The sequence below is a fragment of the Spongiactinospora rosea genome (assembly GCF_003315795.1).
GTDB classification, from domain to species: Bacteria; Actinomycetota; Actinomycetes; order Streptosporangiales; family Streptosporangiaceae; genus Spongiactinospora; species Spongiactinospora rosea.
The window spans coordinates 106,224-129,720 of record NZ_QMEY01000012.1 but is presented as its reverse complement, the minus strand read 5'-3'; the positions used below and the strand labels follow the sequence as shown (position 1 = coordinate 129,720).

At 70.2% G+C, this 23,497-nt stretch carries 26 protein-coding genes; 20 read left to right on the top strand and 6 right to left on the bottom strand.

Annotated features, from left to right (window positions below):
* Positions 1-355: 355 nt before the first annotated feature.
* From DP939_RS25545 to DP939_RS25535, 3 genes are all read left to right on the top strand, one after another.
* Positions 356-1,420 (top strand): trypsin-like serine peptidase, encoded by a 1,065-nt coding sequence (locus DP939_RS25545; RefSeq protein WP_113983314.1) that lies wholly within the window; start codon positions 356-358, stop codon positions 1,418-1,420.
* Positions 1,421-1,542: 122 nt separating this feature from the next.
* Positions 1,543-1,881: a PadR family transcriptional regulator gene (locus DP939_RS25540; protein ID WP_225878491.1), complete on the top strand. Its 339-nt coding sequence runs from the start codon at positions 1,543-1,545 to the stop codon at positions 1,879-1,881.
* Positions 1,878-2,834, top strand: coding sequence for a hypothetical protein (locus tag DP939_RS25535; protein ID WP_147268133.1), 957 nt, complete (start codon positions 1,878-1,880; stop codon positions 2,832-2,834). Before DP939_RS25540 ends, DP939_RS25535 begins: the two co-directional genes overlap by 4 nt.
* Here the strand turns inward: DP939_RS25535 and DP939_RS25530 are convergent.
* Positions 2,794-4,359, bottom strand: a complete 1,566-nt coding sequence (locus tag DP939_RS25530) for an FAD-dependent monooxygenase (RefSeq protein WP_113983311.1) — start codon at positions 4,357-4,359, stop codon at positions 2,794-2,796. The two genes, DP939_RS25535 and DP939_RS25530, sit on opposite strands and share 41 nt — an antisense overlap.
* A 74-nt stretch (positions 4,360-4,433) precedes the next feature.
* Here DP939_RS25530 and DP939_RS25525 point away from each other — a divergent pair, with 74 nt between their 5' ends.
* The 6 genes from DP939_RS25525 (at position 4,434) to DP939_RS46310 (ending at position 8,300) form a co-directional block, all read left to right on the top strand.
* Positions 4,434-4,637, top strand: coding sequence for a helix-turn-helix domain-containing protein (locus DP939_RS25525; protein WP_111168782.1), 204 nt, complete (start codon positions 4,434-4,436; stop codon positions 4,635-4,637).
* Positions 4,638-4,647: 10 nt separating this feature from the next.
* Complete coding sequence (locus DP939_RS25520; protein WP_113983417.1) at positions 4,648-5,118, top strand: Clp protease N-terminal domain-containing protein; 471 nt, start codon at positions 4,648-4,650, stop codon at positions 5,116-5,118.
* A gap of 100 nt (positions 5,119-5,218) precedes the next feature.
* Positions 5,219-6,748: a golvesin C-terminal-like domain-containing protein gene (locus DP939_RS25515; protein ID WP_113983310.1), complete on the top strand. Its 1,530-nt coding sequence runs from the start codon at positions 5,219-5,221 to the stop codon at positions 6,746-6,748.
* A 173-nt stretch (positions 6,749-6,921) separates the two neighbouring features.
* Positions 6,922-7,167 (top strand): hypothetical protein, encoded by a 246-nt coding sequence (locus DP939_RS25510; RefSeq protein ID WP_113983309.1) that lies wholly within the window; start codon positions 6,922-6,924, stop codon positions 7,165-7,167.
* A gap of 13 nt (positions 7,168-7,180) precedes the next feature.
* Positions 7,181-7,717, top strand: a complete 537-nt coding sequence (locus DP939_RS25505) for a hypothetical protein (protein WP_113983308.1) — start codon at positions 7,181-7,183, stop codon at positions 7,715-7,717.
* Between the two features lie 43 nt (positions 7,718-7,760).
* A complete protein-coding gene (locus DP939_RS46310) occupies positions 7,761-8,300 on the top strand; it encodes a hypothetical protein (RefSeq protein ID WP_158578690.1) in 540 nt (179 codons plus the stop codon).
* Positions 8,301-8,399: 99 nt separating this feature from the next.
* On the opposite strand, the gene DP939_RS25490 is transcribed toward DP939_RS46310, so the two are convergent.
* Positions 8,400-8,792 (bottom strand): ATP-binding protein, encoded by a 393-nt coding sequence (locus DP939_RS25490; protein ID WP_225878503.1) that lies wholly within the window; start codon positions 8,790-8,792, stop codon positions 8,400-8,402.
* A 254-nt stretch (positions 8,793-9,046) separates the two neighbouring features.
* Here DP939_RS25490 and DP939_RS49355 point away from each other — a divergent pair, with 254 nt between their 5' ends.
* From DP939_RS49355 to DP939_RS25460, 6 genes are all read left to right on the top strand, one after another.
* On the top strand, positions 9,047-9,595 hold the full coding sequence (locus DP939_RS49355) for a helix-turn-helix domain-containing protein (protein ID WP_158578689.1): 549 nt from the start codon (positions 9,047-9,049) through the stop codon (positions 9,593-9,595).
* Entirely contained in the window at positions 9,568-9,798 is a 231-nt protein-coding gene (locus DP939_RS25480) for a DUF397 domain-containing protein (RefSeq protein ID WP_225878490.1), read from the top strand. The genes DP939_RS49355 and DP939_RS25480 overlap by 28 nt, the downstream gene beginning before the upstream one ends.
* Before the next feature lie 17 nt (positions 9,799-9,815).
* Positions 9,816-10,001 (top strand): DUF397 domain-containing protein, encoded by a 186-nt coding sequence (locus DP939_RS25475; protein ID WP_113983302.1) that lies wholly within the window; start codon positions 9,816-9,818, stop codon positions 9,999-10,001.
* A gap of 23 nt (positions 10,002-10,024) precedes the next feature.
* Complete coding sequence (locus tag DP939_RS25470; protein ID WP_318656313.1) at positions 10,025-10,204, top strand: DUF397 domain-containing protein; 180 nt, start codon at positions 10,025-10,027, stop codon at positions 10,202-10,204.
* A gap of 278 nt (positions 10,205-10,482) precedes the next feature.
* Entirely contained in the window at positions 10,483-11,307 is an 825-nt protein-coding gene (locus tag DP939_RS25465; RefSeq protein WP_318656312.1) for a helix-turn-helix domain-containing protein, read from the top strand.
* A gap of 37 nt (positions 11,308-11,344) precedes the next feature.
* Positions 11,345-11,995 carry an HAD family hydrolase gene (locus DP939_RS25460; RefSeq protein ID WP_113983300.1) on the top strand — a complete coding sequence of 217 codons (651 nt, stop codon included), beginning with the start codon at positions 11,345-11,347 and terminating at the stop codon, positions 11,993-11,995.
* Between the two features lie 6 nt (positions 11,996-12,001).
* On the opposite strand, the gene DP939_RS25455 is transcribed toward DP939_RS25460, so the two are convergent.
* The gene (locus tag DP939_RS25455; protein WP_113983299.1) at positions 12,002-12,970 is read right to left on the bottom strand and encodes a zinc-binding dehydrogenase; all 969 of its coding nucleotides are present in this window, start codon (positions 12,968-12,970) and stop codon (positions 12,002-12,004) included.
* Positions 12,971-13,058: 88 nt separating this feature from the next.
* Here DP939_RS25455 and DP939_RS25450 point away from each other — a divergent pair, with 88 nt between their 5' ends.
* Complete coding sequence (locus DP939_RS25450) at positions 13,059-13,454, top strand: winged helix-turn-helix transcriptional regulator (RefSeq protein WP_113983298.1); 396 nt, start codon at positions 13,059-13,061, stop codon at positions 13,452-13,454.
* On the opposite strand, the gene DP939_RS25445 is transcribed toward DP939_RS25450, so the two are convergent.
* Positions 13,437-14,219: an IclR family transcriptional regulator gene (locus tag DP939_RS25445; protein ID WP_113983297.1), complete on the bottom strand. Its 783-nt coding sequence runs from the start codon at positions 14,217-14,219 to the stop codon at positions 13,437-13,439. The genes DP939_RS25450 and DP939_RS25445 overlap by 18 nt on opposite strands.
* A 134-nt stretch (positions 14,220-14,353) precedes the next feature.
* Between DP939_RS25445 and DP939_RS25440 the strand changes: the two genes are divergently transcribed.
* From DP939_RS25440 to DP939_RS25430, 3 genes are read left to right on the top strand one after another with little or no spacing between them, the layout of a single operon-like run.
* Entirely contained in the window at positions 14,354-15,616 is a 1,263-nt protein-coding gene (locus DP939_RS25440; RefSeq protein WP_113983296.1) for an extracellular solute-binding protein, read from the top strand.
* The gene (locus tag DP939_RS25435) at positions 15,613-16,551 is read left to right on the top strand and encodes a carbohydrate ABC transporter permease (RefSeq protein WP_113983295.1); all 939 of its coding nucleotides are present in this window, start codon (positions 15,613-15,615) and stop codon (positions 16,549-16,551) included. Before DP939_RS25440 ends, DP939_RS25435 begins: the two co-directional genes overlap by 4 nt.
* Entirely contained in the window at positions 16,548-17,387 is an 840-nt protein-coding gene (locus DP939_RS25430) for a carbohydrate ABC transporter permease (protein WP_113983294.1), read from the top strand. Before DP939_RS25435 ends, DP939_RS25430 begins: the two co-directional genes overlap by 4 nt.
* 77 nt (positions 17,388-17,464) lie before the next feature.
* On the opposite strand, the gene DP939_RS25425 is transcribed toward DP939_RS25430, so the two are convergent.
* Together DP939_RS25425 and DP939_RS25420 are read right to left on the bottom strand one after the other, a co-directional pair.
* Entirely contained in the window at positions 17,465-17,671 is a 207-nt protein-coding gene (locus tag DP939_RS25425) for a hypothetical protein (RefSeq protein ID WP_113983293.1), read from the bottom strand.
* A 357-nt stretch (positions 17,672-18,028) separates the two neighbouring features.
* Complete coding sequence (locus DP939_RS25420) at positions 18,029-18,715, bottom strand: maleylpyruvate isomerase family mycothiol-dependent enzyme (RefSeq protein WP_158578688.1); 687 nt, start codon at positions 18,713-18,715, stop codon at positions 18,029-18,031.
* 494 nt (positions 18,716-19,209) lie between these two features.
* On the opposite strand from DP939_RS25420, the gene DP939_RS25415 reads away from it, so the two are divergent.
* Positions 19,210-23,490, top strand: a complete 4,281-nt coding sequence (locus DP939_RS25415; RefSeq protein ID WP_113983291.1) for a hypothetical protein — start codon at positions 19,210-19,212, stop codon at positions 23,488-23,490.
* The last annotated feature ends 7 nt before the right edge of the window (positions 23,491-23,497 follow it).

The following is a 23,497-nucleotide window of genomic DNA, read 5'->3' as shown; positions in this document are numbered from 1 at the left end:
AGTCCTTGAGTTGACAACGGCACGGTAAATCGGTCCGCCACAAATTGTCATTACTGTCAGTCGAACGTGAGGCACCCTCATGGTGACAGACGGTGATTTAGCGGTTGAGTTCCGGTATAGGTTGCCTTGTGGATCTTTGAAAGGTTTACCGGGAAATGTAACGGACCAGTAACGGTCTGGGGGCGCGTACAACTTATGCCCCATAGCTCCCATCCATCTGGCTACGGTCTTCTCTTGTGTCTCTTGACCGTGGCCATGGACTGTCTTTGACATTCCATGACCTGACGTTCGACCGGTGCGTGGCGCAAGGAGACCTGACCCACGTCCGCCGTAGACGATGTGAGAAGGAGCAAGATTGAACACCCGAGCCAAGCGCCTGGCCCTCCCCCTCGGAGGCGCACTGCTCGCCACGACCGTGGTCGGCGCGTCGCTCGCCACCACGGCAGAGGCGAAGCCCGGCCGCAAGTCCGTGACGCTGTCCTCCGCCAAGGCCGCGCAGTCGGTGGCGAAGTTCTGGACGTCCTCCCGCCTCAAGGCGGCCCAGCACTACACGGAGGACTCCGACGCCTCCGGTAAGTTCAAGACCTCCCGCAAGGCCGGCGCCGACGGCTCGCCCGGGATGATCGCCCCCGACGCGGGCAACCGCTCCGCGGGCCGCTCCAAGAACGTCAACCTCCCCACCACCGTGGGACGGGTCTTCTTCGCGGTCGGCGGGCAGCTCTACTACTGCTCGGCCTCGGCCATCGAGTCGAAGTACGCCAACCTGGTCGCCACCGCCGGCCACTGCGTGTACGACACCGACAGCAACCAGGCCGTGGACAAGTTCGTCTTCGTCCCCGGCTACCACGAGGGCAAGGCCAACTGGGGCATCTACGTGGGCGCGAAGTTCCACACCCACTACGACTTCGCCAACTTCGAGGACTACGACCGCGACTACGCGTTCGTCAACGTCTACAACGGCGTGAAGCCGGGTCGTCGCGGCTGGGAGGACGTCGGCCGGCTCAGCGACCAGGTGGGCGGCCAGGGCTTCGCCTGGAACCAGCCGGTGGGCAAGAACGTCTACCTGTTCGGCTACCCGACCGCGTCGCACCCCGACGGCGACCGCCCGTACAGCGGCGAGACGATGAAGTACTGCTACGGCAAGACCTACCCGGGTCCGGCCGTGCCGAAGTACAAGGTCGACGAGGGCGTCGCGGTGAAGTGCGCCTTCACGCCCGGCTCCTCCGGCGGCCCGTTCATCCAGCAGTACAGCAGCAGCAAGCGGGTCGGCTACATCAACGGTGTGGTGAGCCTCGCGCTCGACACCGACGCCAACAACCGCTACGACCGCATCTCCAGCCCCTACTTCGACGGCGAGACCGCCGCGATCTATCGCTACGCCTCCAACCTGTGGACGGGCAAGCTGCCCTGGGTCAGGTAAAGGGATTGCGCGCTTTGGCGCGCTGAAGGGGCCCGGCCATCGGCCGGGCCCCTTCGTCATGCGCGCTGTCAAGCTCGCCTGGGGGCTCACGATATCCTGCTTGCCAAGATATAGTGACCCTCATGGATCGCAGAGCGATGACCGAACCGGCGTTCCTGGTTCTGACCGCGCTGGTCGGCGAGCCCCGGCACGGCTACGGCATCGTGCGCGAGGTCGAGGAGCTTTCCGACGGCCGGGTGCAGCTGAAGATCGGCACGCTGTACGGCGTGCTCGACCGGCTGACGGCCGAGGGGCTGGTCGAGTTCGAGCGCGAAGAAGTACAGCAGGGCCGGCTGCGCCGCTACTACCGGATCACCGAGCCCGGCGCCGCCGCCCTCGCCGCCGAGGCGGCCCGGCTGGCCGGGCACGCCGAGGCCGCCCGCGCCCGGCTGCGGGGCCACCAGGCGTGGGGGACGGCATGAGCCTGCTCGAAGACCGCTACCGGCTGACGCTCCGCCTGCTGCTGCCGCACGCCTACCGCGCCGAGCGCGAGGAGGAGATGGTGGCCGCCTTCCTCGAAGGCTCCGCCGGTCAGTCCGACGAGGACAACGCCCGGCCGCGCTGGTCGGAGATCGCCAGCGTGGCCACGCTCGGCGTCCGGGTCCGCCTGGGCGGGCCGGGGGCGCCGCCCCGCTATCTGCTCTGGGGGCGGGTGGTCAGGCAGGTGGCGGTGCTCGGGCTGTTCTACCACGCGATGATGGGCGTCGAGGGCGTCGCCGAGTTCTTCCAGTACGGCCCTGGCCCACGGTCCAACGCCATGGTCTTGGCGGGCGGTCTGTTGTGGTTCGCCGCCTATGCCGTGCTGCTGGTCCGAGGCTGGGCCGGTCCCGCCAAGGTGCTCGCGGGGGTCGCGCTGGCCCTGCTCCTGGCCCTCACGTGGCACGACCCGATCACCTTGGCCTTCTTCCTCCCGCTCCACGCGCTGCCGGTGCTGGCCCTCGTCGCCGGGTTCCACCGCGACACTCCCAGCCCAAGGCCGCGATGGGCGCCGGCCGCACTGCCCATCGTGCCCGGCCTGCTGATCTGGGCGCTGACGGGGAGCAGCGCGGTGTGGTTCCCCAGGCAGTTCAACCTGCCGCAGTGGGGGCTTCTCTGGCCGTGGCTCGACCCGGTGGGCCTGGCCTGCCTTGGGCTGCTCGGGGCCATGGCCGTCCATTTCGTGCGCGGGGCGGGCCGGTCTCCCTTCCAGCCGCTGGCGCTGGCCATTCTGGCCGTGCCCCTGCTGATCGCCCGGATCCCTGTCCTGCTGACCCAGGGCAGCGATGCGATCACCCAGACCATGACCGCCACACAGATCGGCCAGTGCGTGGCGCTCACGCTGGGCGCGGCCGCGCTCACCGCGCTGGGCGCGCGGGCGGTCCCGGCGTCGCCGTGACCATCTCGCCCGTCGTACCGAACCACGCCGCCAGCGCCTCCGGCAGCCCGTCCGGCGTGTCGCCCGCCCAGGCCACGTAGCCGTCCGGCCGGATCAGCACGGCACGCGCCGGCGGCCGTGCGCATCCGGCCGTGACGAGGTCCACCCGGTCCCGCCATGGACCGGCGGCCTGCCGCAGCTCCGCGTCGCCCGCCAGGTCGAGCAGCACCGGGCGGGCGGCCCGCATCAGCTCGGCGACCCCGCGTTCCCCCTCGGCGGGCAGGGTCAGCCGCAGGTCGGGCACCACCCGCCCGGCCAGCGGGTGCGGGTCCGCGCCGGTCATCGCGTAACGCGCGTCCGCCCCGCTCATCAGCTCGGCCACGTGCCGCAGCGGATGCTCGTACGTCAGCAGCTCGGCCAGCAGCCTGGGTATCGCGGCGTCGGCCACCTCCTCCAGGCGCTCCAGCTCGGCCTGCGCGCGGGTCTGGAGCAAGGTCCGCTCGGCGGCGTGCCCGCGCTCGGTGGCGTAGGAGGCGAGCAGTCCCTCCGGCGCGCCGCCGCGCAGGGTGGCGGCCAGCTTCCAGCCAAGGTTCAGCGCGTCGGTCATGCCCGCGTTGAGCGCCGCGCCGCCCGCCGGGAACAGGTGCGCGGCGTCCCCGGCCAGCAGCACCCGCCCGGCCACGAACGGCTCGGCCATCCGCGCCTGGGTGGTCGTGCGGGACAGCCAGATCGGCTCGCCCAGCGGCACCGGGCCGCCGAGCACCCGGGTCATGGCGGCCTGGACGTCGGCGAACGTCACCGGCGCGTCGTCGTCGTACGCGCCGGGAGGCGGGTCGTTCTCCCGGACGGCGGCCATGTGGACGCCGGGATGCAGCGAGGTGACGATGACCCGCCCGCGCGGGGTGCGGTTCCAGCCGGACTGGAGCCTGCCGTGGCCGGGCACCTCGATGTCGGGGGCCTCGTAGAGGTCGCCGGTGGCCTCGGTGGCCCGGAAGTGGCCGAGCAGTACCACGCCCGGATCGGTGGTGCCGGGGAAGCCGATCCCGCCCAGCCTGCGCACCGGGCTGTTCGCGCCGTCGCAGCCGACGGCGTAGCGGGCGCGCAGCCGGTACGTCCCGTCGGGGCCGTCCACGGTCAGGGTGACGGCCTCGCCGTCCTGGGACAGGGCGGTCATCCGGTGGCCGCGCCTGATCTCGGTGTCCAGCGCGGCGGCGCGGTCGGCGAGCACCCGTTCCAGGCGGGGCTGCTGGATCAGCACCACGTCCAGCGGGAGGTCATCGCCGAGCCGGGACAGCTCCAGCGGGATGTGGGCGAAGGGGTACGTCGGCACCGGCCCGGCGTACGGGCTGCCCTCGCGCACCGGCGCGAGCAGTCCGCGGTGGTCGAGCAGGCGGACGATCTGGCCGCCCAGCCCGTTGGCCTTGGGGGCGTCCGACGGCTCGGGCCGCCGTTCCAGCACGATCGGACGTACGCCGGCCAGCCGGAGTTCGCAGGCCAGCAGCAGCCCGGTCGGCCCGGCGCCGACGATCACGACATCGGTGTCCATGGTTCGCCTCCAGATCGGTGAGGGGCTGTCAGGCTAGGTTGACAAATCGGGCCTTGTCAACCTAGCCTGACAGCGTGGACATCGAGCGGATCTCCGAGAGCATCAGGTCCGGCGACCCGGCGGTCTCGCTGCGCGCGGTGACCGCGCTGCACCGGCTGGCCGAGCGAGTCGAGGCGCTTTCCGTCGCGGCGGCCAGGGAGCAGGGCTGGACCTGGGAGCAGATCGGCGACGCGCTCGGCGTGTCCCGCCAGTCCGTGCACGCGAAGTACGGAAAGTGAGGTGCCCGGCATGCTGGGACGATCCAACAGCCCGTTCGCCGTGGTGGTCGACGCCGCGCGGGAGGAGGCCAGGCGGCGCGGCGACCGCCGGTTGAGCACCGAGCACCTGCTGCTCGGGCTGCTGCACGAACCAGGCGCGGCGCGGGCGTTCGGCGTGGACCTGGCGACGGCCCGCGCGGGGCTCGACGACCTCGATCGGGCGGCGCTGCGAGCCCTGGGCATCGAGGTGGGCGACCTCGGCGAGCTGCTGGACCACCCGCCCGCGCCGCCCAGGCACCCCCGGCTGCGGCCGGCCTCGATCACCTCGGCCGCGCTCGACGCGCTGCGCCAGGCGGTGAAGGCGACGACCGTGCGGACCCGGCGGACCGCGCCCGGCCACCTGCTGCTGGCGCTGCTGTCCTGCGAGCCGCCCGACCCGGCCGCCGCGCTGATCGGCCGGCTGGGCGTCGACCGCGCGGCGGTACGCGAGCGGTTGGCCTGAAGGAAATTTTCCACTAACCACTCAGTTAAGTTATTTATCACCACGAGTCATGAAAAGCCGCTACTGTGCTCGCCGTCGGCCCCCCGATGGAGGAGCATTCATGACTTTCGCCCTGCCCCGATTAGTCGCCGCGGTGTTCGTGGCGCTCGCCGTGTTCCCGCCGGCCGCCTCCGCTTCCGCCTCCGCTTCCGCCTCCGCTTCCGCCGATCCGCTCCCGGGCGCGTTCGCCGAGGCGGCGGCCGCCCATGACGTGCCGCGCGACCTGCTGGCCGCGGTCGCGTACGCCGAGACGCACTTCGACGGCCACGGCGGCAAGCCCAGCGCGAGCGGCGGTTACGGCGTCATGCACCTGGTCGGCAGCCCGGCCGCGCACACCCTCGAACGCGCCGCCGAACTCACCGGCGAGCCCGTGGCCGCGCTGCGCGCGGACACCGCCGTCAACATCCGCGGCGGCGCGGCCGTGCTCCGCTCGTACGCCGACCAGGCGGGCCTGAACGCCGCCGCCCGCAAGGACGCCGGTCGCTGGTACACGGCGGTCGCGAAGTACGGCAACGCCAAGGCCCCCGAAGTCGCCCGCCTGTACGCCGACACGGTCTACGAACTGCTCGGCACCGGCTTCTCGGCGCGGGGCGTCACGGTCGCCGCCCAGGAGATCATCGCTGACCGCGGGCCGTACGCCGACGTCCGCGACCTCAACGCCCGCGACGCCGGCAGCGGCTTCGCCGCCGCCGACTACCCGCCCGCCGCCTGGGTGCCCGCCGACTCCGGCAACTACACCGCCGCGAACCGCGAGTCGAGCCACGCCATCGACCGCGTGATCATCCATGTGACGCAGGGCTCCTACGCCGGGACGATCTCCTGGTTCCAGAACCCGAGCGCCAACGTCTCCGCGCACTATGTGATCAGGTCGTCCGACGGCAAGGTCACCCAGATGGTCCGCGACAAGGACATCGCCTGGCACGCGGGCAACTGGGACCACAACACCCGGTCCATCGGCATCGAGCACGAGGGGTTCGTCAACGACGCGTCCTGGTTCACCGACGCGATGTACCGCTCCTCGGCGGCGCTGACCCGCCACCTGTGCGACAAGTACGGCATCCCCAAGACCCGCGCCGCCATCGTCGGCCACAACGAGGTCCCCGGCGCCACGCACACCGACCCCGGGCCGAACTGGAACTGGACCACCTACATGCGGTACGTCACCGGGGGCGACACCCCCGAGTGGCGGACCACCGTGGACAACGCCACGGCGGGCGGCTTCACCGCGAGCGCCGAGTGGAAGACCTCGGCGTACTCCGGTCAGAAGCACGGGGCCGACTACCGGTACGCCGAACCGGTGGCCGCCAGCGACCCGGCCTGGTTCCGCGCCACGATCCCGAGCGCGGGCGACTACCTGGTGGAGGCCTGGTACCCGGCCGACCCCGGTTACAACGGATCGGCCCCCTACATCGTGGCCACCTCGAACGGGAACAAGACCGTCTACGTGGACCAACGCGCAGGCGGCGGCACCTGGCACCCCCTCGGCACCTTCCCCCTTGCCGCCGGTGCCCAGGACGTCGTGGCGGCGAGCCGCTGGACCTCCGGCACCGGCCTCATCATCGCCGACGCCATCCGCATCACCCGCCCCTGACGGGGCACAACCCCCAGTACGGCCGGCGCCCCCTGGCAGGGCGCCGGCCGTACCCTTTATCCGCCGTGTGCGCAACATGACATGCCGTTTCCATCGGGAATCTCGACGCGCCGGCGAATACGGTTCACAATCAGCGTGATACGCGGGGTGACCGGGTCTGGGGGAGTTACTGCATGGCCATTTTACGCAGGTCGAGCGGGGGACTGGAAAAGCGGCTGATCGCGGACGCGATAGCGAGAAGGTACCCGCAGCTCGACAGAGAGCAGACCGAACGGTTCGCGGACGAGGTCGTCAGGCAGATCGCGCACGCGATTCGCACCGGCAAGAACCTCGCTTTCATTCAGGTCGTCGATGGTGAGGTCCAGGTGGACGTCATCTCCCTGGTGGAAAGCGTCGTCGGCAAAGCCATCACCCGGTAGCGCGGGAGGATGGATGGAGATCAAGAATCCTCCCACCCAGGAAGTGCTGTTCTCGCTCGGCGGCGACGCCCACGTCATCAGGGAGAGCATCCTGCTCAGCCCGAACGGGGCGGCGCACCGGACGAACGGCCTCAGTCGCGACGAGTGGGCCATGCTGCGACTCCAGCGCGAGGCCGAGGCCGAGCGGCTCGTCCAGTTCCGCGACCGTCAACTGCTCAATTCGCACATCGCGATGTACATCGGCCTCGCGACCGTGCTGTCAGGCGTCGTCCTCGTGGCGACGAAGGCGCCTGACACCGGGACGACGGTGGGAGTGAGCATTCTGAGCGCAATTGCTTCCGGAGTGATTTTATACTTGAAGGCGACCTTCATGAAGTCGCATGATCGAATGTACGACCATATCCAGAAAATGCGAGAGCTGGACAATCAGCGCGCGAACCAGGACGCCTTCTGGGCCACCACGCAGCTCACGATCGATCGTGGCCATTCCGGGCACGAATCCGTGATCAAGGCGCTGTTGGAGAACCGGCGAGCCGATCCGGAGCCTTGATCGGTAGTCTGGTGGCAGGCGACGTCATCGGGGGTGGCGGATCATGGCGATGATCGATGAGATCCTTCCGGCTTGGCGGCACGGGGAGCGGCACCGGATGGTGATCGACGCTCCGCAGGCGGCGGTGATGCGCGCGGTCGAAGAGGTGACGTGGGGCGAGGCGCCGCTGTTCCGGGGGCTCATGACGCTCGCGTCCCTCGGCCGGGCGCGCCCGCCCGCCGACGCCTCCATCCTCGCCCGCCTCACCGCCCGGGGCTTCGCCGCCGGCGGCGGCTTCGCGGTGGTGGGCCGCAAACCGGACGAGGTGGTCGTCGGCGTACTGGCCCCCTACTCGCTGCGCGGCATCACGCCGCTGACCGGCGAGCCGCTTGAGGAGTACGCCCGCTTCGACCGGCCCGGCTACCGGGCGGCGATGAACTTCCACTTCGCCGACGGCATCCTGACCACCGAGACCCGCGTCCAGCCCACCGACCCCCGCTCCAGCCGCATCTTCCGCCTCTACTGGCTGATCGTCCGCCCCTTCAGCGGCCTCACCCGCCGCGCCATGCTCCGCGGCATCCAAAAACGCGCCCTCGCGAGCTGAACCCCGGCCGACCCCGGAGGGTCGGGAATGGCCGGTGGGGATGCGTTCATGATGTCATGATCACAGCTTCGCCTGTCGGGCTTTCCCGCCATGCCGACATCACCCATCCACGGCCTCACTCGACCCCTTCTCAAACCAGACCACCCGCCCATTGCCGCGCGGGCGGTGGCCCCAGGTGTCCGCGCGCATACCGACGAGCGCCAGGCCCCAGCCCCCCGGCGACAGTGCCTCTTCCTCCGTCACCTTGCCCATGGCCTGCGGGATGGACCGAGAGCCCTCGTCGGTCACCTCGACCCGCACCCATTTCTCGTTCGCCGCGATGGCCAGCCCCACCCTGCCGCCCGGTTCTCCGGACCAGGTGTGCCGGACGGCGTTGCTGAACAGCTCTGACACCATAAGGAGGAGATCGTCGAGAATGTCGGAGTTGAGGTGGGGATTGGCCTGCCATAGACGCCTGATCAATTCTCGCACCACGCTGGCGTTCTCCATCACGCCGGGCAAAGTGACTATCCTCCTTATCATCTCATTTGGGGCGTATCCCGCTGTGTCGAATGGCTGTCCTATTATCGTCATGGCCTGTCCGGTCTTTTGGCGAGTGAGGTCGGTGGGCCTACTTTGGCGCAGCTCAGCGGCTTGGATCTCTGGACTTCTGTGGACTTTGGCGAGCAGTTCTCCAGAAACACGTATCGGCCGGTATGACTCTGTGTTATTTCTAGGGCGCTATCTGTCACGGGCAGGAGGGTGAAGTGACGGAAAATCCCCCTAATAGCCCTGATACGCCGGAAAAGCGGTTCGGTCGTGAACTTCGCAGGGTCCGTAAGGAGGCAGGGCTGTCTCAGACGCGGGTGGGCCGGGCGTGTGGATGTTCGGCAAGCCTGGTCTCCAGTGTCGAGCGGGCCACCCGAGTACCACAACCGGATTTCGCGCGGGGCCTTGATCGGCTGTTCGGGCTGAATCAGTTCTTCACCCGACTGGCGAAAGGCATCGGCGAGCCCCCACCGAGTGGGCCTGAGTGGTTCACAAGGTGGGCCGAGGAGATCGAGCCCGACAACTCGTGCCACATGACACTCAGTGCTGCGATGGCCTCATGTCAGGCTTTGTCGCGTGGCCGAGGCCCCCGGCGCCCCATGGCGGTTTCAGTCGAATCTGCCGTCGGTGGCGAAGTGACGTCGAATCCAGAGGCCCTAGCGCTCGTCTTGGCGCGCTATGAAAGAATACGGGCAGAGGCGTATCGTTCAGGGCATTCCGTGAAGCTCATCCAGGAAGCATGGGAGCAATGGACAAGCCAAGACTGAGCATCGCCGACCTCGCCGATATCGTCTGGCGGAAGAGCAGCCACAGCGGCTCGGGGGGTGGTGACTGCCTTGAGGTGGCCGACGGGGTTCCCGGGGTTGTCGGGGTCAGGGACAGCAAGGATTCCACTGGGCCGGCCCTTTGCTTCTCCCCTGACGAATGGCGGGTGTTCCTCAAGCGGGTGAAGGCCGGTGACTTCGATTGACCGGTACCGCGAGGCCGATGGCCGAGTGGAGGCGGAGTTCCTACAGTGGTGGGAGTGGTGGGAACTGCGTTGAGGTGGCGAGCAGCTTAGGTGGCTATATCGCCGTGCGTGACAGCAGGGTACCCGCCGGGGCCGTACTGTACTTTCCCCCACGCGAGTGGCGAGTGTTCCTCAACCGGGTGAAGGCTGGTGACTTCGATTGACTGGTACCGCGAGGCCCACGGCCGTGTGGAGGCGGAGTTCCTTCAGTGGTGACAGCGGCGGCAACTGTGTGGAGGTGGCGAGCATCCGCAATGGCCTTGTTGCCGTGCGTGACAGTAAGGCTCCCGCTGACGCCGTACTCTTCTTCCCTTCCCGGGAGTGGCGGGTGTTCCTCGGTCGGGTGAAGGCCGGGGAATTCGGTTAGTCCGTAACGCCGTGACAGGGGTGTCAAGCAGCCAGGCTTGACACCCCTGTCGCATGTCTGGGGAGATATCCAAGATCAAGCCATCGGTGGATTGACGGATGTCGGAGATGTGAAAATTGTCAAGAATGTCATCCCGCTGTGCATCGCACCTGTCAAGTGAGAGGCTTGGAGGGTCCGTAATGATCGCCGACTGGGGAGTGACCGACTTGGAGACCGCGGAGTATCTGGATGCGGCGCTTGACCGTGGGCGGCGGCACGCCGGGCCCATGGTGCCGCGCATGATCTTAGGCGCGCGTCTGCGGGCGCTGCGAGAGACTCGGGGGATCTCCCGGGAAGAGGCCGGGGATGCGATCCGTTCGTCCCATTCAAAGATCAGCCGGCTGGAACTGGCCCGGATCGGGTGCAAGATCCGGGATGTGGCCGACCTGCTCACCCTGTACGGCGTGACCGACGAGCCCGAGCGGGCCACCCTGCTCGAACTGGCCCAGCACGCCAACACCCCCGGCTGGTGGAGCGCGTACTCCGACGTGACGCCGCACTGGCTGCACGCCTACCTCGGGCTGGAGCAGGCGGCCAGCCTGATCCGCACGTACGAGGTGCAGTTCGTGCCCGGTCTGCTCCAGACCGCCGACTACGCCCGGGCCGTCATCGCCCTCGGCGACATCTTCGTCTCCCAGGCCCGCATCGACCGCGGCGTCGAGTTGCGGATGGGGCGTCAGCAGATCCTGCACGCCGCGCATCCGCCGCGGCTGTGGGCGGTGCTGGACGAGGCCGTGCTGCGCCGGCCGATCGGTGGCTCCACCGTGATGCGCGCCCAGGTGCGGCACCTGATGGAGGCGGCCGAGCTGCCGCACGTCACCATCCAGATCCTGCCGTTCAGCGCGGGCGGGCACGCGGCGTCCGGCGGGCCGGTGACCATCCTGCGGCTGCCCGAGCGCGACCTGCCCGACGTCGTGTACCTCGAACAACTGGCGAGCGCCACCTACCCTGACCGCCCGGCGGACGTCTCGCACTACACGCACGTGATGAACCGCCTGGCCACGGAGGCCGCCCCGGCCGTCGAGACGCCTGACTTCCTGCGCCGCATCCTGAAGGACACCTAACCTCATAACGCCGCACTTCACCCGATAGCGTGCACTGGTGAGTGAACCAGTGGAATTGGTGATTTTCGACTGCGATGGCGTGCTCGTGGACAGCGAGCACATCGCCACCCGGGTCCACACGGCGATCCTGAACGAGCTCGGCTGGTCGCTCACCGAGGCCGAGGTCGTCGAGCTGTTCATGGGCCGGACCAGTAAGTCGATCAACGAGCTGACCGAGGAACGGCTGGGCGGCGAGCTGACCGCGGAGGTCGAGAAGCGCTTCCTGCGGCTCTACTGGGAGGCGGTGGAGGCCGAGCTGACCCCGGTCCCCGGCATCGCCGAGGCGCTGGACGCGATCACCCTGCCCACCTGCGTCGCCTCCAGCGGCAGCCACGCGAAGATGTGCAGGACCCTCGGGCAGACCGGCCTGTACGCGCGCTTCGAGGGCCGGATCTTCAGCGGTACCGAGGTCCCGCACGGCAAGCCCGCGCCCGATCTGTTCCTGTACGCGGCGCGCAGCTCGGGCGTCGAGCCCGCGCGCTGCGTGGTGGTCGAGGACAGCCGCTTCGGCGTCGAGGCGGCCCGCGCCGCGGGCATGCGCTCCTTCGGGTACGCAGGCGGGCTCACCCCCGCGGCCCGGCTGGAAGGCCAGGACACCATCGTGTTCACCGACATGCGCGAACTGCCCGCCCTGATCGCCACACTTTGAGATGAATCAGGGCGTGAGAACCGTCTTGCCGATGGTCGTCCGCTCGTCGTGGGCGCGATGCGCGGCGGCGGCCTCGGCCAGCGGGTACACCGCCCCGATCACCGGCCGCAGCCGCCCCGCCGCCGCGTGCTCGAAGACCTGGCCGACCAGCCCGGCGACCTCCTCCGGTGGCAGCAGCACCGAGGCGAAACCGCGGACCGTGAGCCCCCGCTGGAGGACGTCCGCCACGTCGAACGCGGGGGGCGTGCCGCCGGCCGTACCGTACAGGACCATCCGGCCGGTGCCGGTCGCGAGCAGGCCGAACGCCGTCCGCGCGATCTCGCCGCCCACCGTCTCGAAGACCACCTGCACGTCGCCGCCCGCCGCCTCGCGCACCGCGTCGCCCCACCCCGGCAGCCCGTAGTCCACCGCCGCGTCGGCGCCGTTGTCCTCGGCCGCGGCCAGCTTCCGCGAGCCCCGCGCCGCGGCGATCACCCGGGCCCCGGCGTGCTTGGCGAGCTGGGTGAGCAGCCCGCCCGCCACGCCCGCGGCGGCCTCCACCAGTACCGTCTCACCCGGCCGCACCTCGCCCGCGGCGAACGCGCCGACGGCGGCGACGCCCGAGGAGAGCAGCGCGAGCCCGGCGTGCGGGTCCAGGCCGTCGGGCAGCGGGTGCAGCGACCCCGCCGGGATCGCGGCCAGCTCGGCGTAACCGCCGCCGCCCGGGGTGAGGGCCAGCACCCGCCTGCCGGTCCACGCCGGGTCGGTGTCCGGGCCGGTGGCCACCACCGTACCGACGACCTCGAACCCCGGCGTGAACGGCAGCGGCAGCGCGATTCCGGGCATCAGGCCCGCCCGGATCTGGGTCTCGACGTGGCTGATCCCGGCGCCCTCCACCCGGACCAGCACCTCGCCCGGCCCGGCCACCGGATCGGGGACCTCCTCCAGCCGGAGCACCTCGGCCGGGCCGTACTCATGAAAACGAATGGCACGCATTTCGTCCGCCTTCCGACGTATCGACTCGTCGGAGACGGTATCCAGCAGGTACTTGTTACTTCAACGATACTTACTTACCATCAGGCGGGTGAAGGAACCGCTCGACCCGGAGATGTTCGACCCGGCCTGCCCGTCCAGCGCGATGCCGATCAGGATCGGCGACAAGTGGGCCGCCATGGTGATCGTCTGCCTGGAGCACGGCCCGCGCCGGTTCTCCGAGCTGCGGGTGCCGATCCGGGGCGTGACCCCCAAGGTGCTCACCCAGACACTGCGCACCCTGGAGCGCGACGGCATGGTCACCCGCACGGTCTATCCGGAGATCCCGCCCCGGGTGGAGTACGAGCTGACCGACCTGGGGCGCACCATGTTCGGGCCGATCGGGGCGTGCCGGGCGTGGGCCGACGCGCACCTGGAGGACCTGCTCCGCGCTCGCGCGGCGTACGACGAGGCCGCGGCCTCGAACGCCTCAGCGGGTGGAGCCTAGCTTCCTGGAGATTCGCAGCGCGGCCTCGGCCACCTGCGGCCCGAGCGTGCGCACCCGCGCCGCGGTGATCCGCGAGGTCAGCCCGGAGACCGAGATGGCCGAGGTCACCGTGTTGGCCTGGTTGAAGATCGGCGCGCCGACGCAGCGCACCTCCGGCTCGTTCTCCCGGTCGTCCACCGAGTAGCCGCGCTGCCTGATCCGGCCCAGTTCGGCGCGCAGGCTCGCGCCGTCGGTGATCGTGTACTTGGTCACCGGCGGCATCCCGGCCGCCACGACCTCCTCCACCACGTGGTCGGGCTGCCAGGCCAGGATCGCCTTGCCGACCGCGGTGCAGTACACGGGCGCGCGGCTGCCGATCCGCGAGGCCATTCGCACGTTGGTGGTGTTCTCCACCTTGTCGATGTAGACCACGTCCGGCGGGTCGTAGATCACCAGGTGGACGGTCTCGCTGACCTCCAGCATCAGCCGGTGGGACTCCTCCGCGGCGACCGTGCGCAGGTCCAGCTTGGCCAGGTACGCCTGGCCGAGGTGCAGCGCGGCCGGGCCCAGCCGGTAGGCCCCGCTCCTGCGGTCGCGTACCAGCAGCCCGGCCTCCAGCAGCGGCGTGGTCAGCCTGAGCACCGTGCTCTTGGGCAGCCCGACCGCCTCGGCGAGCCGGGTCAGGGATAACTCGGGCCCCGCGTGGTCGCGGACGTGCTCAAGTACGGCGAGCGCCCGCCGCAGGGAGGCCGACCGGTTGCGTTCGGCGGCAGTTTCGTTCGTCACCGGATCAGAAGGTAGGAGCGGTTCCCGGCAAAGTCACGTATGCACAACATAGTTGTGCAATGCAGAACAAACCGGTCGTGCTCTTCCGGTGCTGTGGACGCGCTCCTAGTGTCTGCCGCCATCGGGAGGTTTTAGTGAAGATTCTTAACTTTGCCGTGGCCGGTGCGGCGCTGGTGGTGCTGGCGGCCTGCGCGCCGTCCACCGCCCCGACCGCGACCGGTGGTGATGAGAAGTCGGGCACCCTGCGCGTGTGGCTCTTCGACGAGCCCAACCGGGCGCCCAAGGAGAAGGTCCTCAAGGAGGCCATCGCAGAGTTCACCGCCGCAAACGCCGGGACCTCGGTCGAGATCACCTACATCCCGACCACCCCGGCCAGGCACGAGAGGTTCAAGGGCGCGTTCAACGACCCGGCGAGCGCCCCCGACGTCGCCGAGTACGGCAACACCGACCTCGCCGAGTACGCCGCGGCGGGCGGTTTCGCCGACCTCGGCCCCGATCTCGCGAACTGGTCCGAGCGCGGGGACATCTCCGCCGACCTGTTCCAGTCCGCGACCGTGGACGGCAAGCTGTACGGCGTTCCGTGGTTCATCGGCATCCGCTCGCTCTACTACCGCACCGACGTCTTCAAGGAACTGAAGCTGGACCCGCCGAAGTCCATCGCGGACCTCACCAAGGCGGCGCGCACGATCCGTGAGAAGAAGCCCGATCTGTACGGCATCGCGGTCGGCGGCGAGTACACCTTCGGGGCGCTGCCGTTCGTCTGGGACGCGGGCGGCGACATCGAGAAGCTGAACTCCCCCGAGTCCCGCAAGGGCGTCAAGGCCTACACCGACCTGCTCAGCGACGACGTCTGCCCGCCGCAGGCGTGCGCCAGCCTGACCGGCGGCAAGACCGTCGAGCTGTTCGCCAGCGGCAAGGCGGCGATGGGCATCCTCGGCAACTTCAACCGCTCGGCGGTGGACGCCGGAGCCGCCGCGGGCAAGTACGAGGTCATGCCGCTGCCCGGCGCCGAGCCCGGCTCGGTCGCGCCGGCCTTCGCGGGCGGCAACAACCTGGGCGTGATGAAGAGCAGCAAGCACCGGTCGCTCGCGGTGAAGTTCCTGCAGTTGCTGTCCGGCAAGACCTACCAGGTCAAGATGTACGAGGCGATGGGCAATCTGCCCACGCTCAGCACCGCACGCGAGGAACTGGCCGCCAAGGACTCCTTCCTCAAGCCGTTCCTGGACGCCGTGGCGGCGGGCACCAAGTTCGTGCCGATCGACCCGGCCTGGGTGAAGATCGACAACCAGAAGGTCATCCCCACGATGCTCCAGAAGATCGCGACCAAGCAGTCGAGCGTCGAAGAGGCGACCGAAGAGGCGGCGACGGCGGTGAACGCCGCGTTCGGACGGTCATGACCCAGATCCCCGCAGCGCCGCTCGCCGGGCGTGTACGGCACGCCCGGCCCCGGGCGACCCGGCGGGGCCGCGGGCGGCCCCTGCTCTACCTGCTGCCCGCGGCCGCGGTGCTCGTGCCGCTGTTCGGCTATCCGATCTACATGCTGGGCCTGCTGTCGGTCTTCGACTACCGGCAGGCCCAGGTCAGCGGGGGCGAGCCGACGAAGTTCATCGGTCTCGGCAACTACGCCACGCTGTTCGGCGACGAACGCTTCTGGTCCATCCTCCTCCAGACGCTCATCTTCGCGGTGGCGCTGGTCGTCGTCACGCTCGCCGTCGGCGCGACCCTCGCCGTGGTGCTGACCAGGGCGGGACGGTGGCCGCGGCTGCTGCTGTCGCTGGCCGCGATGGCCGCCTGGGCGGCCCCGGCGATGACCGGGTCCACCGTGTGGATGTTCCTGTTCGACGCCGACCTGGGCCTGGTCAACCAGGTGCTCGGGCTGGACGGCTTCAACTGGTTCTATGACAAGTGGGTCGCCTTCGGGGTGATCGGCGCGACCGTGGTGTGGCACTCGTTCCCGCTGGTCATGGTCACGCTGTACGCGGGCATCCAGGCCATCCCGCACTCGGTGCGCGAGGCCGCCTGGCTGGACGGCGCGTCGGAGTGGCAGTCGTTCTGGCGGATCATCCTGCCGATGCTGCGCCCGCTGGTCACCATCGTGGTCATCCAGTCGATCATCTGGGACTTCAAGATCTTCACCCAGATCTACGTGATGACCAACGGCGGCGGCATCGCGCTGCAGAACTCGGTGCTCAACGTCTACGCCTACCAGACCGCGTTCGGGTCCTCGGAGTACGGCCTCGGCTCGGCGATCGGCGTGGTCATGACGCTGATCCTGCTGGTCATCACCATGTTCTACATCCGCGCGCTGTACCGGACGGGGGAGCGGCTGTGAAGCGGGCCCGGCTGGCCGCCAACACGGTGGCGATCGTGGCCGCCGTGGTCACCTTCTTCCCGATCTACTGGATGGCGCTCTCCGCGCTGAAGCCCGCGGGGGAGATCCAGTCGCTCCAGGTACGGCCCTGGACCCTGGCTCCCACCCTGGAGCACTTCCAGCGCGTGCTCGGCGGCGAGAACTTCGCCCGCTACCTGCTCAACAGCCTCGCCGTGGCGCTCACCGTGGTGGCGCTGTCGGCGCTGGTGGCGTTCCTGGCGGCGGTGGCGGTCACCCGGTTCACGTTCAGGTTCAGGACCACCGTGCTGATCATGTTCCTGGTGGCCCAGATGGTGCCGGTGGAGGCGCTGACCATCCCGCTGTTCTTCCTGGTGCGCGACATCGGCACGGCGGTGCCCGGGGTCGGGCTGAACACGCTGGGCTCGCTGGTGCTGGTCCACCTGGCGTTCTCGCTGCCGTTCGCGATCTGGATGATGCGCGGCTTCGTGGCGGCCGTGCCGGAGGCCCTGGAGGAGGCCGCCATGATCGACGGCGCGAGCCGCCCGGTCGTACTGTGGCGCATCCTCTTCCCGCTGGTCGCCCCCGGCCTGATCGCCACCAGCGTGTTCTCCTTCATCACGGCCTGGAACGACTTCATCTTCGCCAGGACCTTCATCATCTCCGCCAAGGACAACCAGACCCTCCCGGCCGCCCTCCTGGTCTTCTTCAAACCGGACGAGAACGACTGGGGCGGCATCATGGCGGCCTCGACTCTGATGACGATCCCGGTACTGATCTTCTTCGTGGCGGTGCAGCGCAAGCTGGTCGCCGGACTCGGCGGCGCGGTCAAGGACTGACGCCGCCCAGAGGGAAAGCGTCCTCATGGGCGTGCCTGGGGGTGGCATGCTCATGAGGACCCCATCCCCGCCTGCCTTCACTCCTCGCCGAGCTGCCGCGCGATCCGCGCCCGCTCCGACTCCAGCGCCTCGATCAGCGCGTTGTGCTCCTCCCGCTGGCTCAACGCGGCCGCGTCGTCCGCGGCGTCCTTCGGGCCGTCCACGCCGCTCCCCAGGTCATCGCGCATCCGCGCGAGGTCGTCATCGATCTCCCGCAACCTGGCCCGCGGATCTTCGGTGGACATCGGACCCTTCCCCTCTCTAGGTCTGCCCCAACAGACCCCCCCTACCCACCCGCGCCCCGCCTAGCCCACGTCGCCTATAGGCTGAGATGCAGCCGTAGCGCCTCGTCGAGCAACTTCAGCTCGCGCGCTGGTCATCGCTGACCGCGATGGCAGGATGGGCCTGAACCCGGCACCGGATCGAACTCGGTTCAGTGGACGCCAACAGACGTCAATGTGGCACATCGGCCAGCCCGTCTCCGCTTGCCGAATCCCACAGCGGGCCGTCGCCGCCTTCGTCCCATTCCGCGAAGGCGCTCGTGTACGCGTCCTCCAGAGAGTCCATGCGGAAACCATCTCACCTCAGGCGCATGGCTACCGTCAGATCCAGGCGGGGAGGGTGGGGAGGCCGGTGGGGGCGGGGCGGCGGCCGAGGGTCCAGGCGAGGAGGTCGGCGGCCGGGCCGGTGGCGGTGTGGGCGGGGCCGGTGCCGGCGATCTGCCAGGTGCGGGGGCGGTCGTCCGGGGCGAGGGTGACGGACGGGCAGTCGTCGTGGCGGGCCAGGTCGCGGCTGACGTCGTCGAGGAGGGCGTCGACGAAGCCGGCGGGGAAGGCGTCGAAGCCGACCCCCGTGTCCAGGTCCACGCTGTGGATCCACACCTCGCGAGCGCGCAGCCAGGGGATGTCCCCGGCGGCGAACATGATGCCGGTCCGGTGCCGGATCTGGGTGGACCGGGCCGATTCCGGCAGGGTGGCGAACTCCTCCGCGAACCGCTTGCCGGACGCGACCAGCTCCTCGAACAGCTCCTTCGGGGTCTGAGTGGCGCGGCGTTCGATGTCGGCGGCGCGGGACTCGTCGCTGGTGTACATCGGGGCCTCGACGCCGGTGCGGACCCCGGTCAGCAGGCGGCCGAGGGCGTCGGCGGACCCCGCCAGGTGCCCGACCACGTGGGCGCGGGTCCAGCCGGGCAGCAGCGAGGGCGCAGTGAGATCGGCGGTGGCGGCCTGCTCCTCGAAGAGCCGCTGCCCTTCCTCCACCCAGCGGAGTGCCTGTCCGGTTTCGACCATCGTGGGTCTCCTGTCGTCGGTGCGGTGCCGGTATGACGGTACCTGGCGCTCTGTCGGTATCACCTGGCGACCATGACGCATCTCGCCATGTGAGACGAATCATATCGCCCAATAATTCTTCCACCGCGCCGCGGGCCGCCATTCTCCGGCCCCTGGAAAGGGCCGGGAATTCGCGCCCGAATGGCCATGATGACAAATGCGTGAGCAGTGTGCGACCCACCGTGACGGAGGCGGACCGCCAGCTCGGAGAGGTGGGCCCCGACCGGCGGCGCAGCGGGCCGGTCCGATATTTCGTAATTTACTGGAGGTTCTGGCCGTCCAGATATAACGGATATACCCCTCAAGTGACCGCCAAAAGGGCAGGTCCGAGCCATCATGATCGGCCGATCGGGTTGTCAGCTTCCGATTGACGGCCAGTGGGTCGATGTGGTCGGCTCTATCACTCCTGATTTATTCGGTCGATGCTCTGCCGACCCTCGGGGGGAATTCCACAGATGCCGCGTCTCCATCGACACGTCCTGGCGCGTGTCCTTGCCGTCGCGCTGGCCGCCGGCGCCGTGGCGGCCCCGTCCGCGCCCGTCCGCGCCGACGCCGCCGACGCCCTGGAGACCCCTCGGCAGGCCCCCCGGACGAGCGCCGCCAAACCGGAGATCGCCGCCGTCCCCGCCGTCCAGGCCCCGCCCAAGACGGCGGTGAACGTGCCCCGCGGCCCCTCCCTGGCCGCCCGCCCCGTACCGGCCCGCCAGGTCGGCCCGCAGCTGCCCCCGGTGACCATCCCCGCCGGACCGGCCCTCGCCGACCGCGTCGCCGCCGACGCGGCGAAGCGGCTCAAGGCGGGCGGGCTCCGCGGCGGCGTACCCGACGCGGGAAAGCTGCTGCCCGCCACCGGCGACGCGCCCGGACTGCCCGTCCGCATCCCCGCCGCGAAGGAGATCAGTGGCCTGACCTCGGGCCTGAAGGACCTCACCGGGATCGATCTCGACGCCGTGCGCAAGAAGGCCGCGGGCGCCTACGCGGCGTTCACCTTCCGGCTGTGCGCCGAATCCGCCGACCGGGGCGTGTCCTGCTCCGGCCCCCGGCCGGTGTTCAAGCCCACCTCCGCCGACGTGACCGGCGACGGCACCCCGGACGTCACCGTGCGGGTCGTCCCGATGTTCGGCAAGGGCGGCAGGTCCGCCGGCGCGGGCGTCTCGGTGACCCGGGCCTCCGGCGGCGAGGGCGAGGACGGCCCGCTCAAGGCCCAGGTGTGGGCGGAGTACGAGCTGCCCGGCGAGTCGGGCACCCGGGTCTCGGCGGGCTTCGACGGCCTGCACCGGGGCGACTCGCTGCCCGCCGAGATGTGGGGCGTCTTCAGCGCCGCCAAGGCGGGGAACGGCGTGTTCGACGTACGCGCCGAGGTCAAGCGCCCGGCCACCGGCGAGTCCACCGCGACCGTCGCGGGCGTCACCGCCATGCGCGGCGGCAAGCCGGCCGGTACGACCGTGGCCAGCCTGATCCAGAAGCCCGCCCCCGCCGAGATGACCGCCCGCGCCCGGCTCGACCTGCCCAGGCGGGAGAGCGAGATCACGCTCACCTCGCAGGGCGGCGGCCGGCTGGACGCGCTGGTGGTGACCGACAGGGGCGGTGGTGAGCAGGTCACCCAGATGAGCGTGACCAAGCCGCCGCGCAGGCTCACCGCCGAACTCGGCCGTACCGGCAAGAACGGCACCGCCGAGATCAAACTCACCGCCTCCGGTCGCGTCCCCTCCGCGGAGCTGCACAACTACGTCTTCCAGGGCGCGAAGCCCGTCAAGATCGCGGGCGTCTCGATGACCGGTCTGCCCGCCGACTTCCGCGCCCGCTACGACCCCGGCGGCGGCAAATCACAAGGACTCACCCTTGCGACCGGCTCGGGCCGCGCCGAGTCCGCCGACGTCGTCTACTACGACCAGGCCGCTGCCAGGACCGTGTTCACCGCCAGGCTCACCGGGCTGCCCACGAACCTGCGCCTGGTCAGCGACGCCGCCAAGCGGACCGTCAGCCAGCAGGCCAGTTCCCGGCTGGGCGGCTTCGAGGCGGTGCTCCAGCGCAACGGCGGCGCGATCGCCGCCCCGGACGGCGGCCACCTCACCATGATCAAGAAGGGCGACCGGCTCGGCGTGTCCGGCCGGATGAACGGCCTGTCGGCGTTCGAGGTCACCTACGGGGCCCGGCCGACCGCCACGCTGCGCCTTGCCACGCCCGGCCGCGGGTTCGTGGCCGCCGCCGACATCGACGGCGCGCACCTGACCCGGATGGAGCTGTCCAACACCCCCGCCAAGGTCAGCGTCCGGATCGACCCCGAGGGCAGGAAGGCCGAGTACAGCGCCAGCGGCGTGATCTCCCGGCTGCGCGCCGCCTACGCAGGCACCGAGCACGGCCCGACCATCGACGGCACCGTGCACGGCGTACGGTCCAAGGTCGAGACGTCCTGGCAGCTCGGCGAGCGGACGACGGCCAAGCTGTCCACCGGAGACAAGCTGGGCGAGGTCGAGCTGTACGTTAACCGCGCCCCGGTCACCAAGGTCGCCCCCGCCGAGGGGGAGGACCTGGCCCTGACCGTCAAGGGCGTACGGCGGTCGGTGACCGTGACCGCCGACGTCCCCGCCCGCCGCCTGGACTGGACCGCCGACGAGCCGGTGGCCGAGGTGTCCGCGCTGGCCCGCGTCCGCGCCCAAGGCCGGTACTTCCGCGCCGCGGCCGAGGTCAAGGACGTGCCCGCCCGCTTCGAGGCCACCTGGAGCCAGGGCGCCTACCGGTTCCGCGGCGTCAGCGGCCCGATCGGCACGGCGGCCATCGCGGTCACCAACCACGACGGCGCCACCGCTCCCACCGGGCCGCACCTGGCCGCCCACTACCGCCAGTCCGACCAGAACCTCGACGCGAGCGTCCGGCTCGACGGGCTGACCGCCGCCGAACTCACCGGCGCGGGCTCCGACCTACGGGCCGACCTCGACGGCAAGCGGCAGACCGTCGCCCTGGACGCCGACGTGTCGCTCGCCGGAGACCTGCGGTTCGGCGCGCTCGGCACGGTCGGCCCCATCCCCGGCCGCCTCTCCGTCGCCGCGGGCAAGGGCGGCACGGTCACCTACGACAGTGGCGGCACCAACCTCGACCTGGCCGCGACCATCTGGCTGGGCAAGGCCGCCGCCGTGGCGGGCGCCGAGTCCGGCGTGCCCGGGTTCGAGTCCGGGGTGTCGCTGGTGGACGCGGGCTGCAAGCCGGGCGCACCCGGCTGCGCCGTGGACGCCGGTCCCTTCTGCACCCCCGACCGGGGCTGCTTCGGCGTGCTCGGCAACGTCCGGCTGACCGGCCTGCCCAGCAAGATCACGGTGGATCCGGCGAAGCGGACGTTCTCCTTCGCCGGGTTCCGGCCCAAGGACCGCAAGATCGGCGTCTACCTGGCCGGTTCGGTGATGACGCCGCTGCCGTTCAAGGCGCGTGCCGTACTGGACGGCCTGCCCCGGTCGATCACCAGCATGGCGATCGGCCCGTTCGAGGTGAGCGACGGCAAGGACGCCGACGGCCGCCCCGCGAACGTGGTGCGGGCCGGATGGGCGATCGAGCCCGCCGCCACGATCACCTCGCTGCGCGCCGACGCCGAGGTGGACACCGGGCCCGTAAGGGGTGTTCTGCGCGGCCAGGTGGAGCTGGACCCGGTCCCCGCCCGCGCGTCCGTGACCGGCGTCTACGGCAAGAAGACCCGCATCGACGTGCGCAACTCCGCCCCGATCAAGAAGCTGCTCGCCCGGGTGACCGCCGCCCCGCCCGGCGGGCGGCCCGGCACCGGGGTGGTCCGGTTCGGTGACGTGCCCGCCGCGTTCGGCCTCGCCTCCGACGTACCGGACACCGGCCTGCAACTGCCGACGTTCACCTACCGGGCGCAACACGGCGAGAACACCCTCGACGGGCTGTTCGCCGTGCAGGGCTCGCTGGTCGAGCAGGTGTGGAAGCCGGCCGGCGGGCGGCTGCTGGACGCCTCGGTGGAGGTGACCGACCTGGCCGCGCAGACGACCGTCACGCTCAACGAGGACTACTCCACCGACCTGGTGTCCGCGCCGGTGCCCACCAAACGGCTCCAGGTCCACGCGGGCCTGTCCATCGAGCCGGTACGCCGCCAGAAGGTCAGCGCCGAACAGGAGATCCCGTACACCGGCGGCCTGTTCGACCTCAAGCTGGCCGGGCACTTCGGCCTCGGCCGCAGTACGATCGGCGACCTGTCGCTGCGCATCGACGGCATCTCGCGGATGCGGATCCGGCCGGGCAAGATCCCGTTCGGGATGACGGCGCACCGGGCGCTCGGCTACCTGTCGCCCGCCTTCGAGGGCGACTACCGCCGCCTGGACATCGCCGCCCGCGGCGTGGACCTGCGGCCCGACGTGGACGTCGCCGTCGTCATGGACCGCAGTGTCGGCCCCGACGCCTTCACCGACAAGCTGCGCATCGGCCCCGCCGACTCGCTGTCCTTCCGCCGCTACGACACCCGGCTGCGCCCGATGAGCGCCAAGCAGCGGTTCATGATGGGCCCGGCCAAGCTGGCGTGCGTGTCGATCAGCACCCAGCCGGGGCTCGTCAGCGCCGAGCGCAGGAACGGCATCACCCTGCGCGGCGCGGACGGCCCGCAGATGGTGTCCTTCCTCGATCCCGGCGGGCAGGTGCAGGGGTACGCCATCGACCTGCTCGCGCAGTTCATGTCGCCGTACCAGGGGGCGGGGTGGAAGATCACCGACGTGGAGCCCGGTGGCTGCGGCGGGTGAAGGGCCC